The sequence below is a fragment of the Streptomyces thioluteus genome (assembly GCF_039535865.1).
Genome location: NZ_BAAAXZ010000053.1, coordinates 1 through 14,957, shown reverse-complemented (window position 1 = coordinate 14,957; position 14,957 = coordinate 1). Strand labels below are relative to the sequence as shown.

General features: G+C 71.5%; 12 protein-coding genes, 1 tRNA gene and 3 pseudogenes. 11 read left to right on the top strand and 5 right to left on the bottom strand.

Annotated features, from left to right (window positions below; all coding sequences use genetic code 11):
* The 3 genes and pseudogenes from ABD794_RS07025 to ABD794_RS07015 all read right to left on the bottom strand — a co-directional run.
* Nucleotides 1-891: NB-ARC domain-containing protein (locus ABD794_RS07025; RefSeq protein ID WP_344961619.1), on the bottom strand; the 891-nt coding region annotated here is incomplete at its 3' end.
* A 57-nt stretch (nucleotides 892-948) separates the two neighbouring features.
* Nucleotides 949-1,563: pseudogene (locus tag ABD794_RS07020) on the bottom strand (glycosyltransferase); the annotation flags it as partial.
* A 289-nt stretch (nucleotides 1,564-1,852) separates the two neighbouring features.
* Nucleotides 1,853-2,212 carry a hypothetical protein gene (locus ABD794_RS07015; protein WP_344961617.1) on the bottom strand — a complete coding sequence of 120 codons (360 nt, stop codon included), beginning with the start codon at nucleotides 2,210-2,212 and terminating at the stop codon, nucleotides 1,853-1,855.
* A gap of 332 nt (nucleotides 2,213-2,544) precedes the next feature.
* Here ABD794_RS07015 and ABD794_RS07010 point away from each other — a divergent pair, with 332 nt between their 5' ends.
* From ABD794_RS07010 to ABD794_RS06990, 5 genes and pseudogenes are all read left to right on the top strand, one after another.
* Nucleotides 2,545-3,069, top strand: a complete 525-nt coding sequence (locus tag ABD794_RS07010) for a hypothetical protein (RefSeq protein ID WP_344961615.1) — start codon at nucleotides 2,545-2,547, stop codon at nucleotides 3,067-3,069.
* Nucleotides 3,070-3,158: 89 nt separating this feature from the next.
* Nucleotides 3,159-3,232 (top strand) — tRNA-Arg (locus ABD794_RS07005).
* Nucleotides 3,233-3,596: 364 nt separating this feature from the next.
* Nucleotides 3,597-4,121, top strand: a pseudogene (locus ABD794_RS07000) (serine hydrolase); the annotation flags it as partial.
* Nucleotides 4,122-4,415: 294 nt separating this feature from the next.
* Complete coding sequence (locus ABD794_RS06995) at nucleotides 4,416-5,657, top strand: sensor histidine kinase (protein ID WP_344961613.1); 1,242 nt, start codon at nucleotides 4,416-4,418, stop codon at nucleotides 5,655-5,657.
* Nucleotides 5,654-6,349, top strand: coding sequence for a response regulator transcription factor (locus tag ABD794_RS06990; RefSeq protein WP_344961611.1), 696 nt, complete (start codon nucleotides 5,654-5,656; stop codon nucleotides 6,347-6,349). Before ABD794_RS06995 ends, ABD794_RS06990 begins: the two co-directional genes overlap by 4 nt.
* A 137-nt stretch (nucleotides 6,350-6,486) precedes the next feature.
* Here ABD794_RS06990 and ABD794_RS06985 read toward each other — a convergent pair whose 3' ends face one another.
* Entirely contained in the window at nucleotides 6,487-7,581 is a 1,095-nt protein-coding gene (locus ABD794_RS06985) for a serine hydrolase domain-containing protein (protein ID WP_344961609.1), read from the bottom strand.
* A 397-nt stretch (nucleotides 7,582-7,978) separates the two neighbouring features.
* Here ABD794_RS06985 and ABD794_RS06980 point away from each other — a divergent pair, with 397 nt between their 5' ends.
* Together ABD794_RS06980 and ABD794_RS06975 are read left to right on the top strand one after the other, a co-directional pair.
* Nucleotides 7,979-9,169: a serine hydrolase domain-containing protein gene (locus ABD794_RS06980; protein WP_344961607.1), complete on the top strand. Its 1,191-nt coding sequence runs from the start codon at nucleotides 7,979-7,981 to the stop codon at nucleotides 9,167-9,169.
* A 599-nt stretch (nucleotides 9,170-9,768) separates the two neighbouring features.
* Entirely contained in the window at nucleotides 9,769-10,776 is a 1,008-nt protein-coding gene (locus ABD794_RS06975) for a serine hydrolase domain-containing protein (RefSeq protein ID WP_344961621.1), read from the top strand.
* Between the two features lie 158 nt (nucleotides 10,777-10,934).
* Here the strand turns inward: ABD794_RS06975 and ABD794_RS06970 are convergent, their stop codons facing one another.
* A complete protein-coding gene (locus ABD794_RS06970) occupies nucleotides 10,935-11,846 on the bottom strand; it encodes a LysR family transcriptional regulator (protein ID WP_344961605.1) in 912 nt (303 codons plus the stop codon).
* A 210-nt stretch (nucleotides 11,847-12,056) separates the two neighbouring features.
* Here ABD794_RS06970 and ABD794_RS06965 point away from each other — a divergent pair, with 210 nt between their 5' ends.
* The 4 genes and pseudogenes from ABD794_RS06965 to ABD794_RS06950 all read left to right on the top strand — a co-directional run bounded on the left by ABD794_RS06965 (nucleotide 12,057) and on the right by ABD794_RS06950 (nucleotide 14,717).
* A complete protein-coding gene (locus tag ABD794_RS06965) occupies nucleotides 12,057-13,160 on the top strand; it encodes an MFS transporter (RefSeq protein WP_344961603.1) in 1,104 nt (367 codons plus the stop codon).
* 52 nt (nucleotides 13,161-13,212) lie between these two features.
* Nucleotides 13,213-13,747, top strand: a pseudogene (locus ABD794_RS06960) (GNAT family N-acetyltransferase).
* A 230-nt stretch (nucleotides 13,748-13,977) separates the two neighbouring features.
* On the top strand, nucleotides 13,978-14,466 hold the full coding sequence (locus ABD794_RS06955; protein ID WP_344961601.1) for a glycosyltransferase: 489 nt from the start codon (nucleotides 13,978-13,980) through the stop codon (nucleotides 14,464-14,466).
* On the top strand, nucleotides 14,442-14,717 hold the full coding sequence (locus ABD794_RS06950) for a glycosyltransferase family protein (RefSeq protein WP_344961599.1): 276 nt from the start codon (nucleotides 14,442-14,444) through the stop codon (nucleotides 14,715-14,717). Before ABD794_RS06955 ends, ABD794_RS06950 begins: the two co-directional genes overlap by 25 nt.
* Nucleotides 14,718-14,957 lie beyond the last annotated feature (240 nt).

The window sequence follows — 14,957 nt, the reverse complement described above, 5'->3', positions numbered from 1 at the left end:
CCCCCGCGCCACGGCCGCCGCGCCCGCCGCGTCCCGCGCTGCGGGCCGTCGGCCGGCCGCCGCCACGACCCGTTCGAGGAGCAGGACGGCGTCGGCCTCGGCCAGGGGGTCCAGCGCGAAGAACCGTGCTCCCGGGTCGCCTGCCAGCCCGCTCAGCCGGTGCCGGCTGGTCACCAGCACCAAGGACTCGGCAGCCGCCGGGATCAGCGCCCTGACCTGCGCCTCCGATCCCACGTCGTCGAGCAGGACGAGCAGCCGCCGCCCGGCCGTCAGCTCGCGGTAGCGGCCGCGCTGCCGCGTCAGTCCGGAGGGGATCGCGCCGACGGGCTCCCCGAGCTGGGACAGCAGCTCGGCCAGCACGTCGGACGGGGTCGCCCCGCCGCCGAGCCGTACGTACAACTGCCCGTCCGGGAACCGCTCCGCGAGCCGGTGCCCGCAGTGCACGGCGGTGGCCGACTTGCCGATCCCGCCCGGCCCGCAGACCACGGCTACGGCAGCCCCGCCCGTCCGCGGCCCGTCCATCAGCTCCACGAGCCCGGCCAGGACGTCGTCCCGGTCGGTGAAGACCCCGCTGGCCGCCGGCAGCATCCGGGGCGGTCCGCCGCCCGCCCCCGCGCGCAGCAGTTCCACCTCCCGCATCCACCGGAGCAGGGCGTCCGCGTACTCGGGCCGCGCCGAGGCCCGGGCCCACAGCTCCTCGGCGGCCCGGGCCCGGTCGTCGGCGGTGACCGGCAGCGCATCCGCACCCTCGGCCCCCTCCCGCCTCAGCAGCCCCACGAGCCCTTCGACGGCTCTCCGCCCCGTCTCTCCGGCCGCCCCGCTCAACGCGGCCGACACGGCCGTCTCCACGGCCGTGCGCACGGCGTCCCAGCCGATCACCCCGAGATCCACAGTCCCTCCCCGACTCGACCGGCCGCCCACGCTATCGGGGGGCTTCTCCGAACGTCATCAACCCGCCTGACAGGCAGTCATGGACCGCTCCGCCCAGCCGGGCAGGGCGCGCAGCACGGCGGCGCGCTGTCGCACGAGCTCGATCTGCCGCCCCCCCCCGACGAAATCGTCGCGTCGCGCGGACAGTTGCCCCGAGTGCTTGCGGTAGCGCAGCGTGGGCGCGTCCACGAGCACGCCCTCGGCCGTGGCGGAGGCCGCCATCAGCAGCCCGGTGTCCTCCATGCCGTGCAGCGCGGACCACCCGCCGAGCGCCAGCAGCAGATCACGCCGCCACATGACCCCCGCCGGGTGGACGGGCAGCCGGTACCCGCCCTCGTCCGACCACGCGTCGAGCAGCGCGCCACGCGGCAACGTCCCGGCGCCTACGGGGAGTTCGTGCGCGCGCAGGGCCCCGCCGGGCAGCAGGTCCCTGGCATGCCCCACAGCAAAACCGGCGCGGGGCCGCTCGGCGAGAGCACCCGCCAGGAGAGCAAGAGCGTCCGGCTCCAACTCGTCGTCCGCATCGGCATTCTGTACGAACTCGGCCTCGACGCGTCCGAGGGCGACGTTGCGGGTGACGGCCGGGCCCTCGCCGGTGCCGTTGGCCGCGACGTCCACCCGGTCGTCCCGGGCCGCGCCGCAGTCCGCGAGCGCCCCGCAGCACGGCGTCCTGCGGACCGTCTATCTGCACGAGCCAGGTCCAGTCGCCATGGCTCTGCCGCCGCAGCGACTCCCAGGCGGCGGGGAGGAACGCGGCGTGGGGCGCGTGGACGGCCGTCACCACGTTCACCAGCATGATCCGCATGATATGGCCCCGAGATCGTCGTGAACATGATAGGCAGAGGCGGAGGCGACGACCCTGGGGGGAACCATGGATTCCGCGTCGGTCACGGCACGATTGGGCGCGGTCTCCGCGTCCGACTCACGCCAACTGGACCGCGTCTGCGAGGAGGTGGCAGCCGCCCTCGTCCGCGACGCCGTCGAACCGCCCTTCGACGTCGACTCCGCCGACTTCGCCACCGACCCGTACCTGATCTGCGCCGACCGCTACTGGCGGCTGCGCTTCCTGGCCCCTGCCCGGCATCCGCACCGCCGCCGACTGCGCCGCCTGGCTCGGCGCGCACGTCGCGGCCGCGCACCGCACCGAGGTGCGCGAGAAGTGGAGCCTGGGGTACGCCTTCATCACCAAGGACACCGTCGAGTCGCCCCGCGAACTGGCCGAGGCGGCCGAGCCGATCGTGTCCCGGGACTCGCCGTCCGGCGACATCGCGTACTTCGCCACCCTGTACCACGCGGGCAAGCTCCGCTCGAACTTCGCCGCCGAGGAACTCCACCAGTTCCTCGATTCCTCCCTCCTCGCCCTCGCCGCCGGGCGGCACCGGCGGGACCCCCTCTTCACCGCCCTGCGCGCGTTCGCCGCCTTCGCCCACGGGGCCTTCACCACCGAGCACGCGACCGCACTGCTGGACGAGGCGTGGAACACCCCGCGCCGCACCCGTCACGTCGTCGACATCTGCCTCAACGGCATCCAGATGGCGGCCCCCTTCGAGGGCCAGGGCGAGCTGCTCCGCACCCCGTGCCGCCGAGGCCGTCCAGGCGTTCCCCCGGGACCACATGTTCCACTTCCGCCTGGCCTGCGGCGAGCACGAGACCGGCCACCACGACGCGGCCCTGACCCGCATCGACCAAGCTCTCCGCCTCCTCCCCGCCATCGGCACCCGCGGCAGCCACGAGCTCCTCCAGGGCCAGTACCTGCGCAGACGCGACGACATCCTGGCCGCCAGGTCCCGCGCCCGCCTCGACGAGGAACACGCCCGCCGGCTCGCCGAACGCGAGGCCGAGCACCAGCGCCGCTGGGAACGCCTGGAGGCCGACCTCCACGACCGCGAGGAACGCCAGTCCCGCGCCCACCAGGCCCTCCAGGAAACCGCCCGCGCCAACGCCGTCCGCGCCGTCGAACTCGTCGCCGTCTTCACCGCCGCCATCGCCTTCGCCGTCGGCTCCCTCCAGATCACCCTCAACGGCGCCCTCTCCCTCCACGACCGCCTCTGGCTCATCGCCGAGCTCTGCACCGGCCTCGCGCTCTTCGCCCTCCTGGTGATCGGCGGCACCTGGCTGATCACCCGCCCCCGCCCCTGACCACCCCTGTGGCCCGCGCCACCCGATCTCCCCGCCACCCCCGGAACCCGGTAGGCTGACCCCGGATCCCGTCCACGGACCGGGTCCCCGCCTCCGTAGCTCAGGGGATAGAGCACCGCTCTCCTAAAGCGGGTGTCGGCAGTTCGAATCTGCCCGGGGGGCACAACACAGTAGGCCGCTGACCTGGGGTTTACCCCCGGGGAGGCGCCTCATTCGGCCTCGGACTCCTCGTCCGGGGCCGTTTGCGTGAGCGGACGGGGAGTTGATCTCCCGAATTTCCCCCCACCGGATCAGCATCAGTCGGCACGGAATCCGCGCCGGAATCCTCCGAGCCACCGGGCTCGAGCTCCGCCTTGGGAGCGGCGCTCTCCGGCAGCGGCACAGGCGCGCGGTACCAGCCTGACTGCGGCCTCGGGCAACAGGCTCGTGTACGTATCGGCCGTGATGGTGATCGAGGAGTGGCCGAGCAGCCTCGCTCACCGTGCGCCCACCCTGCAGACCAAGCAGCGCCTCGCTCAACACATTCGCTTGCTGTGGAACGGACTTGGCAGCCCCTCGGCATGGACTCCACCCGCTTCGGGCCACTGCCCAATGAGATCGCCACCCGATGCGCGCCGACCGAACTCGACCAGGACACCGATACACACCTCAAGGGCGTCGCCCACGACTTCTCCGCCCGACTCCTGGGTGGAGTGTGTGGAATCGCCGGCACCTTCACAGTCCTCGACGACCTCGTCGCCTTCCTCCGCTGCATGCTCGACAGCACCGCCGCTCCGGCACGGGCAGGGTTCGGTCCGGCCTGGACCTCAGAGTCACTGACCGTTCAATCCGGTTCCCTGGAACCCGTACGCGGACCGTTCTGGCACCCCGCCCCCGGCGCTGCCCCTTCCGGAGGCATCTGGGTCCACTACGGCTTCACCGGCACAGGCATGTGGATCTCACCCAGCCAACAGCGGTGGGCCGTTCTGCTGACCAACAAGCTCTACTACACCCGCGACCGCCAGCCCCTGGCGGACATCCGCAACGCCTTTCGTGGGCTTGCCTGCGGCTGAACGGCAGCTGCGCAGCGAGCAGGTTCATCCTGCGCGGTGAGCCTTGCACGCCGACGCACAGGGCGCCGTCGTCCGCGCGGGGGACGAGAACGCCTTCAGGACCTGGGTCCGGCACCCGGCCCCGACCAGGACCAGGGTCCTGGTCGGGGATCGGTCCCGGGTGCCTGCCCGGGGGCTGGGAGCCACTGCGAGAATGGACCGCGGACGCTGGCTCCTCCCGGGTCGCGGGCCGCCGCGAGAACGGCTCACGAGCGACGGTCGCGGTAGGCCGGCGGAGGCCGGGACCGACCGGCCATGGAAAGGACCACCACCAGCATGTCGACGCACCACCGGCCCCAGCCGCCGTCGCGGAGAGCCGGCGGCCTGCCCTGGACCGCCAGTGACGCACTGGTGGCCGTCGGGGCGGCCGTCGTCGACCTCCTCGGCTACACGGTCGGTGGCCCGGACGGCGGCCAGCCGGTCTCCCTGACCGCGCTGGTCCTGCTCGTACTGGCGGCCGTACCGCTGCTCACCAGGCGCCGCTACCCGCTGGCGTCGCTTTCGGGTGTGCTGGTCCTGGGCCTGGCACTGAACCTGAGCGGGCCGGTGCCGCACCACTTCAACGGCACACTCACCGTGGCGCTGTTCGCCGTGGCGAGGACATGCGGTCTTGCGGTGGCGGCGTCGGCCGCCCTCGTGGCGGCTGCCGTGACGCTGCTGGGCCGGGGGTATCCGCTGCCCCCGCGGGTCGCGGATGTGGCGAGCAACGTGCTCGCCGCTGCGCTGGTCATCGCTGCGGCCGAGGTGCTGAAGCGCTGGCAGCACGCGGTGGAGGTCCGGCGCAGGCTGCTGGCCGACCGTGCGGTGGCCCAGGAACGGCGCCGCATCGCACGGGAGTTGCACGACATCGTCGCCCACCACATCACCACCATGCAGCTGATGGCCGGTGGTGCCAGGGCCAACCTCGGGGGCGATACCGAGGTGGTGCGCGACGCTCTAGTCACCCTGGAAGGCTCCGGGCAAATAGCGCTGCGAGAGATGCGCCACCTGCTCGACGTGCTCCGGGCCGGCGAGGAGCCGAACGAGGTGCCGTCCGCGCCGCAACCCGGTGTCGGGAGCCTCGGACAGCTTGTTGAGGAGGCCCGGAGGGATGGCCTGCCCGTCGACTTCGCCGTCCTCGGGGCGGAACGCCCGCTGCCACCGAGCACCGGCCTGGCGGTGTTCCGGATCGTCCAGGAGTCCCTCACCAACACCCGCAAGCACGCCGGCCGGGCCCAGGCGCGGGTGCGGCTGACGTACCATCCGGACCGGATCACCGTCGAGGTGTCCGACAACGGCACGGCCGCACCGGCCGACACCCTGGTGGGCGCCCTGACGGGGGCGGGCGGTGTGGTCGGACCCAGGGCGGGCCGCACCGGGTACGGACTCATCGGCATGCGCGAGCGCGTCGCTCTGCACGGCGGCAGCATGGAGGCGGGCGGCCTCGAGGGCGGTGGCTTCCGGGTGGCGGCCACCCTGCCGGTGGCGCCGGTCAACGGAGAGGAGCGGCTCGGATGACGAAACGTTCAGAACGGATCAGGGTACTGATCGCGGACGACCAGCCGCTGGTGCGGCGGGGTGTGACCCTGATCCTGACCCCCGACACGGCGTTCGACGTGGTGGCCGAGGCGGAGAACGGGCAGCGGGCGGTCGAGCTCGCGCACCAGCACCGGCCCCACGTGGTGGTGATGGACATCCGGATGCCGGTTCTCGACGGGGTCCAGGCGACCGAGCGGCTCGCGCGGGAGCTGCCCGCATGCCGAGTCCTGGCGCTGAGCACCTTCGACATGGACGAGTACGTGGTCGCCGCCCTGCGCGCCGGCGCCTGCGGATTCCTGCCCAAGGACGCCTCCCCTGAGGAGTTTGTGGCGGCCGTGCGCACCGTGCACACCGGGGAGGCGGCCGTGGCGCCCCGCCTGCTCACCCGGCTGATCTCGGCTTATGTCACCGCGCCCCGCCGTCCGCAGCCGCCGTCGCTGGTGCCCGGCGTGGGCGAGCTGACGCCCCGCGAGGTCGAGGTGTGGCACCTGCTGGCCACCGGCCTCGACAACGCCGAGATCGCGTCGGCGATGGGCATCAGCGCCTCCACGGTCAAGAACCACATCACCAGCATCTTCGCCAAGCTAGGTGTCCGCGACCGTGCCCAGGCGGTGATCTCGGCCTACGAGTCGGGCCTGGTCGAGGCCGGGTCGGCGAACTCGGTGGGCTGAACCTGACCGTCCTGGGCTGGCAGAGGACAGCCGCGCAGGAACCCGGAAGAGAGTGATCGCGGCCCCCGTCCACGGGAGCCGCGATCACTCTGCTCGGTGTCGGGCTCCGCGCGGGCAGGGGGCCGGACCGAGGGGAGTCAGCGGCAGAGGGCCGCGTCCACCGTGGCCTCCACACGTTGCCCGGCCGCGTCACTTGGGATCATGGTCACCGCGATGTTGGCGGAGCGGCCGTCATCAGTGGCTCCCCCGGCGGTGTAGTAGCCCGGAAGGGTCCCGCCGTGGCCCCAGTACAGGCCGCCGCACGACAGGGGTCTGCTCACCAGGCCCAGCCCGTAACGGACGCCGGGGCCTATCTCGTCGGCGCGGACGGTGGTGCGCATCTGCTTGCGCTGGGCCTTCTTGAGGAGCGGGTTGCCGTCGTCCTTGAGCAGCGCGGAGAAGAAGCGGTTGAGGTCGGAGTTGGTGGACACCACGGCGCCCGCCGCCCAGCCCCAGGAGGGGTCCAGTTCGGTGTAGTCGCGGAGCGACCCGTCAGCGTCCTGGTTGTAGCCCCTGGGGTGGGCCTTGCGGATGGTCATGTCCCCAGGTGTGGGGAAGTAGGTGTGACGCAGGCCGATGCGGTCGATGACGCGCTTGGTGATCTCCTCGCCGAGGGGCCGCCCGGTGACCTTCTGGATGATCAGGCCGGCCAGCAAGTAGTTGGTGTTGTTGTACTCCCAGCTCGTACCCGGGGCGAAGCGGGCCTTCTGGGCCAGGGCCGCGTCGAGGAGCTCGCGCGGTTCGTAGTACCGCGTCGGATCAGTGAGGACGGAGCCCTTGTCCAGGTATTCGGGCAGGCCGCTGGTGTGCTGGAGTAGTTGACGGACGGTGATGCGGTGTCCGTCGATGCCGTCGCCGCGCAGCAGGCCCGGCAGATAGGTCTCAACGGGCTCGTCGAGACCGATCCTTCCCTCGGCGACGAGTTGCAGGACGACGACGGCGGTGAAGGTCTTGGTGTTGCTGCCGGCGCGTATCCGGCCGTCGAGGGGGACCTTGGACCCGGTGGCGAGGTCGCCGACACCGGCGGTGTAGCTGCGGGTGCGGCCGTCGCGGCCCTTGACGGTGGCCAGTGCGGCGGGCAGGCCGTCGTCCTTCACCAGCGCGTTCAGGCTCGGCTGGACACTGTCCGGCCTGCCGCCCGCGGACGCCGCGGTCGGTGCCAGCACCCCGGCCGCCACGATGCCGGCGGCCACGACCGCCACCACCCGGCGTCGGCCGCCCCGGCGGGAGCGCGGGAAGCGACTGTGCGATACATGCTCGTGCACGGAGGAACCCCTCTGATGGATGGCGCCGGTGATTCCCGGCCTTCGCCAAGAGGAGCATTCAGGGGCAGGGAAGTTCATCCACTCCCAGGACGAACCCGGCCCTGGGAGCGGACTCCCCGGGATATCCCCAGGCAGGACCGTACTCCTGGCCGCCGTCGGTCTCCCGGACGAAATTCGCCAGGAGCGTCAACTGTCCCGCATCCGGGCGCAGTCCATCCCTGTGACCACGGTTCACCGCGTCGCCTCAAGCTTCACGAGAGGCGCACGGGCCGGGTGAGTGCCGCGACCGCGGCACGGCACGCTCAAGACCGCAAAGGAGCACGACATGGCAGTACGTCGACGAGTGCACACCGGGGTGGTGGGGCTCGCCGTGGCGGCAGTGGCCGCCACCGCGTTCACGTTCCCCGCACACGCCGAGCCCAGGAAGGGGCACGCGGCGACCCAGCATGCGATGGACGCCATGGTGGCCGACGGGGTTCCCGGGATCACGGCCGCTGCAGTAGACAAGGGCATTGCCTGGCGGGGAACTTCAGGTGTCGGCAACCTGAGGACGGGCACGCCGCGCGGGGCCGACGACCGGTTCCGGATGGGCAGTATCACCAAGACGTTCGTGGCGACCGTGCTGCTGCAGATGGAGGCCGAGGGCAGGCTCGATCTCGACGACACCGTGGAGCGCTGGCTCCCCGGCCTCGTACGGGGCAACGGCAACGACGGCCGCAGGATTACCGTGCGCCAACTCCTCAACCACACCAGCGGGCTTTTCAACTACACCAGCGACCCGGAGTTCGCGAACGACAATCTGCTGGAGGGGTTCCCCGCTCACCGCTACGACACCCACACGCCGCGGGAACTGATACGGGTGGCGCTGTCGCACAAGCCGGACTTCGCGCCCGGCACCAAGCACTCGTACTCCAACACCGGTTACATCCTGGCCGGGTTGATCATCGAGAAGGTCAGTGGCCACAGCTACCGGCACGAGATCCGTGAGCGCGTCATCAACCCGCTCGGCCTGCGGAACACCCGTCTCCCGGGCGCCGATCCCTTGCTGTCGAAGCCGAGCAGCCGGGCGTACTCGAAGCTGAGCCGAGACCCCTCCGCGACGAGGATCCACGACGTCACCGAGAACAACGTGTCCTGGGCCTGGGCGGCAGGCGAAGGCATCTCCACGACCGGCGACCTCAACCGGTTCTTCGGCGCCCTGATGCGCGGCAAGCTGCTGCCCGAGAAGCAACTCGCCGAAATGCAGACGACGGTGCCCACGCCCGACGACCCCGTCTACTCCGGCTACGGCCTCGGGCTGTACAGCGTCAGGACGAGCTGCAATGCGAAGCTGTGGAGCCACAGCGGTGGAACCCCCGGCTCCATCACGGAGACGGCAACCACGCCGGACGGCCGTCACACCCTCACGTACAACGCCAACGGCGACTGGGGCGCGAGGGGCGACGTGGTCGACACGGAGTTCTGTGGAGCGGTCGGCAAGGGCAAGCGGGGAGAGCGTCCGGCGCCACGGCTGTGAAGTGCCGCTGAGAGAGGTGAGGTGAGGGCCCCGGCAGTGCACGGAAGCTGTTCCTGCGGGTACATCTAACACTCACTCCGGGGCGCGGTCGACGGCAGGCGCGGGCCGGTTCGGATGCACGGTGGCCGAGCGGGCCCGTGCCTGCCGCAACTTCCTGCCGTTGTCCCGATGGATGGCCAGGAGCAGGACGCCGGATACTTGGTATGCGTCTGCGACCACCCCGCCCGCCAGATCCTCGTCCCGGACGACGGCCGGGCGAGCCAGGGGTGCTCGCCCCGAAGCTGATCCAGGCCGGGCGCCCGGACGTCTGTCCCGCCTTCCAGACCGGCGAACCGGGAGTCCGCTCCCAGGGAGACAGCCGGGAGTCCGCTCCCAGGAGGGCTGGGGGCAGGTCAGGGTGATTCCTGATGGGCAACGGCGAGTGCTCCCAGCAGAGTTGATGTTGCCGCTAAGGCCCGTACCGCTGCTCTGGAGGAACCTCAATGCGTAAACGTCTCACCCTGACCGCCCTTGCCCTGGCCACCGCTGTCGCCACCGGTGCAGCGACACCCGCTAGCGCCGCCCGGCCGGACCCTGTGCGGCAAGGGCTTGAGACGCTCGTGCACTTGGACCGCGCACCCGGTGCGCTGGCGAGCGTGTCGGACGGCAAGGGGAACTTCCGTACCTATACCGCGGGTGTAGGGGACCGGGACACGCACGCGAAGATGCCCCGGGACGGTCAGGTGCGGATCGGGAGCGTCACCAAAACGTTCACCGCGGTGGTCGTGCTTCAACTGGTCGGCGAGGGCAAGATCAGCCTCGATGAGCCGGTCGACGAGTATCTCCCGGGACTCGTCCGGGGCAAGGGGATCGACGGAGGCCGCATCACGGTGCGCCAGCTCCTGCAGCACACCAGCGGACTGCCCGACTTCGAGGACGACGTCACAGGCGACATCCTGGAGGGCCGCTACCTCTCGCCCCGCGACGCCCTGGACATCGCCCTCAAGCACGAGGCCGTCTTCAAACCCGGCGAGAAATGGTCGTACAGCAACACCAATTACCTGGTGGCCGGCCTGATCGTAGAGAGGGTCACCGGACGGCCTCTCGCTCAGCAGATCGACAAGCGCGTCATCCAGAAGACAGGGCTGCGCCACACCTACTTCCCCGCCCCCGGCGAGACGGCCATCCGGGAACGCCACCCCCAGGGCTACCGCCCGGAGCCCATGGGCGCACCCTCGCGCAACGTCACCGAGATCGACCCCTCTGCGGCCTGGGCGGCAGGCGCGATGGTGTCCACCAACTCCGACCTCAACCGCTTCTTCTCCGCGCTGCTCAAGGGCGACGGCAACCCGCTCCTCAAGAAGGCCCAGCGCAAGCAGATGCGCACCACCGTCCCCATGAAGAAAGGGAACTCCCGCTACACCATGGGACTGGGAATCATGCGGGTCCAGCAGTCGGACAAGTGCGCCTTCTGGGGCCACAGCGGCGGCATCCCCGGCTACGGAACCTGGGCCGCGGCCACCGACGACGGCCGCGCCGCCAGCGCCACGATGACCCTGGAACCGAAGACCGGCGAAGCCGTAGGGCACCTTGAGGAGACCGTGACGGCGACCCTGTGCCGACGCTGAACCAGGTCACCTGGCCCATCCTGTGCACCCCACCGACTCCCACCTGCGTGAGCGATGCGTGAGCGGACGGCGCAACACGGGCCATCCACGGCAGGATCGGTACATGGTCCGCCATGGGTCCGGCTCTCACGGATCACCGCGCCGAGGCGCACCGGACGTCACCCGGGGATCTTCGCGCCGGAGAACTCTTCGTGGAGGAGCCCGGCGAGCGCGGTCAGTTGTGGGATGGCGCGGTCGGTGCGCCAGATCAGGGCCATCCGGGAGGGGTCGTCGAGGCCGTCGATCACGAGGTAGCGCACGTCGCCGCGGGTGATGCGCTCGGACAGGGGGCGGCAGACCAGCATGGCGTGTTCGCCGGCGGCTACGAGTACGAGGCCCTCCTGGACGGTGGTGATTCCTCTCGTGGAGCGGATGGGCGCTCCCGAGGGCGTGGAGTGCGGGGCGTGGGCGGCCGTCCAGTAGTCGGGGGCGTCTCCGGTCGGGCGGAGGAGGTCCAGGCCCGCCAGTTCCTCCGCGTGCACGCGGGCGGCGCCGGCCAGCGGGTGGGAGGAGGCGACGGCCAGGAGGCGGTCCTCCGGGGGGAAGGCGAATCCGACGGTCAGTTCTGCTTCTCTGAGCGGGAGTTCGGCAACTACGGCGTCGAGCCGGCCGTCGAGGACGGCCGAGAACGGCGAGCCCCAGGGGATCTCGCTCAGCGCCATCGTGACCTCGTGGTGGGCACGGAGCCGGCGGAAGGCTTCGGTGACCTCTTCGTAGACGCTGCCGTGGAAGCCGATGCGCAGCTCCTGCAGGGCACCGCGGCCGGCGCGGTCGCGGGCCCGGGCGAGGACCGTGGTCAATGTCTCGTAGGCGGGGCGCACTTCGTCGACGAACTGCGCGCCGAACCGGGTCAGTTCCACACGCCGGCTGGTGCGCTCGACGAGGCGTACGCCGACGCGTCGTTCGAGGCCCGCGACGAGTTGGCTGACACGGCTCTGGGAGCAGCCCAGGCGGGTGGCCGTCCGGCCGAAGTGCAACTCCTCGGCCAGCGTGAGCAGGCACTCGAGCTCCTGGACGTTGACCTGGGCCATCGTGTCCCTTCCGAGTGCCGGTCGATCGATCAGCCTAACTGATCGATCCTTGAGAAGATCGCCGTTGTTCATGGTCCGGCACGCTGTTTGGCTGGCGGCATGAGTTCATTCGCACCGGTCAAGGCCTCCGCCCCGGAATCGGATTCGGTTCGCACCACGCCATGGCAGTGGATGGCGGTCGCCGTGTTGTCCCTGTGCACGTTCGTCGTCGTGACGTCGGAGATGCTGCCGATCGGCGTGCTGACCCCGATGGCCGACGGCCTGGGGATCAGCCCGGGCACGGCGGGGTCCAGCCTGTCGATCACCGGCCTGGTGACCGCCGTCACCGCCCCGGCGGTCCCCCGCGTACTGGGTGCCCTCGACCGGCGCGTGGTGCTGGCCGCGGCGACGGCGGTACTGGCCGTGGGCAACGCCCTGACCGTCGCGGCGGACGGCTTCGGCCTGTTGATCGTCTCGCGGATCATCATCGGGATCGGGATGGGAGCGGTGTGGGGCCTGGCGTCCGCGGTCGCGGCGCGGCTCGTGGCACCCCGCAACGCCACCCTCGCGGTGACCTTCGCCGTGAGCGGGGTCGCGGCGGCCTCGGTCGTCGGCGTTCCGCTGGGCACGCTCGTCGGCAACACCTTCGGCTGGCGTGCCGCGTTCGCGTCGTTGTCCGTCGCCGCGCTGCTCCTCGCCGCCGGGCTGCTGCCGGCACTGCCGCGCCTTCCCCGCCCGGCCGCGCCGACGGGCCCGGACCACCGGGCCGCCGGCCGACCGCTGCTGCGCAACGCCTCGGTGGCCGTCGGGCTGGCACTGATCACATTCCTCGTCACCGCGCACTTCGCCGCCTACACCTATATCCGGCCCGTCCTCGAAGAGCGCACCGGGGTGACGTCCGGGGCCGTCGCCCTGCTCCTGCTCGTCTACGGCCTCTTCGGGCTGATCGGCAACTTCGCCGCCGGTGCCCTGGCAGCACGCCGCGCGCGGCTCACGGTCCTCGGCCTGGCGGCCGGCATCGGCACGTCCATCGTGCTGCTCGCGCTCTTCGGCACCGTCGCCGGTGTCACCGGCGTCGGCATGGCCCTGTGGGGTCTGGCCTACGGCGGGCTGTCGGTGGCCGGCCAGATCTGGATGACGCGGTCCGCGCCGCACCGCGCCGAACACGTCACCGGGCTCTACGTCGGTGTCTTCACCGCCGCCATCGCCCTCGGCGCCTTCCTCGGCGGCACCGTCGTGGAGACGGCCGGGGTCACCCCCCTGCTGTGGAGCGCCGCCGCGCTCACGGCCGTGTCCGTCGCCGTCGGGGTGCTCGGCCCCGGCCCGAAATCCTGACCGGTGTGTCGTCGATTACCGCCGGGCGTCCGCCTTCGCGCAGGATGGCCGTATGACCGAGATCCACACCCCCCCGCCTCCTCCTCCGGCGCTGGCACGACGACGACATCGCCTTCATGGCGGAGATCAACGCGGACCCCCGGGTCATGCGCCTGGTCGACGACGGCTCGACGCGCGACCTGGACGCCACCGCCGAGGACGTCGAGCGGTGGGAGGAGGAGTGGGACGAGGAGGGCTTCGGCCTCTTCGCCGTGGAACTGCTGGGCTCGGGTGAGCTGATCGGGTTCACGGGGCTGTACGTGCCCGACTTCCTGCCGGAGGTGCTGCCCGCCGTGGCGATCAGCTGGCGGCTGGGATCGCAGTTCTGGGGGCAGGGGTACGCGTCCGAGGCGGCCCAGGCGACGCTGGAGTTCGCCCTCCAGGACCGCGGGCTCGACCGTGTGATCAGCATCAGCCGGCTGGGCGACACGGCCTCGGCGAACATCGCCGACAAGCTCGGCATGGAGCAGGAGCGGGAGACGACGCACCCGGTGCATGGATTCCCGCTGGTCGTGCACAGCATCGACCTCACCGAGTTCGAGGCCTGACCGAAGAGCCTCGGCGACGTCCACAAGGCCACCGCTCCCAGGGCACACATCGCGCGCCGGGGTGTGTCCGAGTGCGTCGGTGACGGCCGTCAGCACTCCCGAACCGGGATGCACCGGGGGGTGGACCCGGCATCTCGCCCGGGTAGCCCCAAGGAGGGGCGAGGGCGGCGAAGGCGGTGCCGCCCGCGAGGTCACGCCCGAGGCCGGGCGGTGCCCGGAGGGAGGCTCCCGTGGCCGCACTGGACACGATCACCCAGTATGTCGCCGCTGTCATCGCCGTGTTCACGGGCGTCTACAACATCTCGCTCCTCGCCCTGGGCGTCGTCCTCGCCCGCCGCACCGACGGTTCCCTGCGCGGGCAGCTGAGGCTGACGCACGAGCGGCCCGTCGCGCTCCCCGCCGGCTGGACCGTCTTCGTCCTCGTTCCCTGCCTGAACGAGGAGCGCGTCATCGCCAACACGCTGCGCTGCCTGTTCGACGGACAACCGGGCGTACGCGTCGTCGTCGTCGACGACGGCAGTGACGACGCCACCTCCCGCATCGTGCGCTCCGTCGGCGGTGACCGCGTCACCCTCGTCCGCAGGGCGCCGCCCGCCGCCCGGCAGGGCAAGGGCGCCGCCTCAACACCGGGCTGCGCACGGTGCGCGAGCGCGCGGGGGAAGAGCACCTGGACACGGGGCGGGTACTGGTCTGCGTGCTGGACGCCGACGGCCGGATGACCCCGGGCGCCGCGAGCCGGGTGACGCGGCGGTTCGCGGACCCGGCGGTGGGCGGGGCCCAACTGGTGGTGCGCATCCGCGGCAGACATCGCTGGGCACTGCGGTTGCAGGATCTCGAGTTCTGGGCCCTGAGCGCGCTCACCCAGTTCGGCCGGATCGCCACCGGCACGGTGAGCATGGGCGCAACGGCCAGTTCAGCCGGCTCTCCGCCCTCGACAGCATCGGGCCGCGCCCCTGGTCGGACTCCCTGACCGAGGATCTCGACCTGGGCATCAGCCTCGCGGCCCGGGGCTGGACGGTCACCTCCACCACCGCCGCCTTCGTCTCCCAGCAGGGACTGACCGGCCCGCGCCGCCTGCATGCGTCAGCGCACCCGCTGGTACCACGGCCACATGAGCGCCGTCGGACGTCTGCGGAACTCTGGGCCCGGCCCGCCGTCGGCCTCCGGGGGCCGCGTCGAGCTCACGGCTACCTGCTCGTCCCGTACTGGT

What these genes read in the sequence shown, in the direction of transcription:
- ABD794_RS07010 (WP_344961615.1), top strand. Translation starts at nt 2,545, where the DNA reads ATGTTCCACTTCCGCCTGGCCTGCGGCGAGCACGAGACCGGCCACCAC.
- ABD794_RS06995 (WP_344961613.1), top strand. Translation starts at nt 4,416, where the DNA reads ATGGAAAGGACCACCACCAGCATGTCGACGCACCACCGGCCCCAGCCG.
- ABD794_RS06990 (WP_344961611.1), top strand. Translation starts at nt 5,654, where the DNA reads ATGACGAAACGTTCAGAACGGATCAGGGTACTGATCGCGGACGACCAG.
- ABD794_RS06980 (WP_344961607.1), top strand. Translation starts at nt 7,979, where the DNA reads ATGGCAGTACGTCGACGAGTGCACACCGGGGTGGTGGGGCTCGCCGTG.
- ABD794_RS06970 (WP_344961605.1), bottom strand. Translation starts at nt 11,846, where the DNA reads ATGGCCCAGGTCAACGTCCAGGAGCTCGAGTGCCTGCTCACGCTGGCC.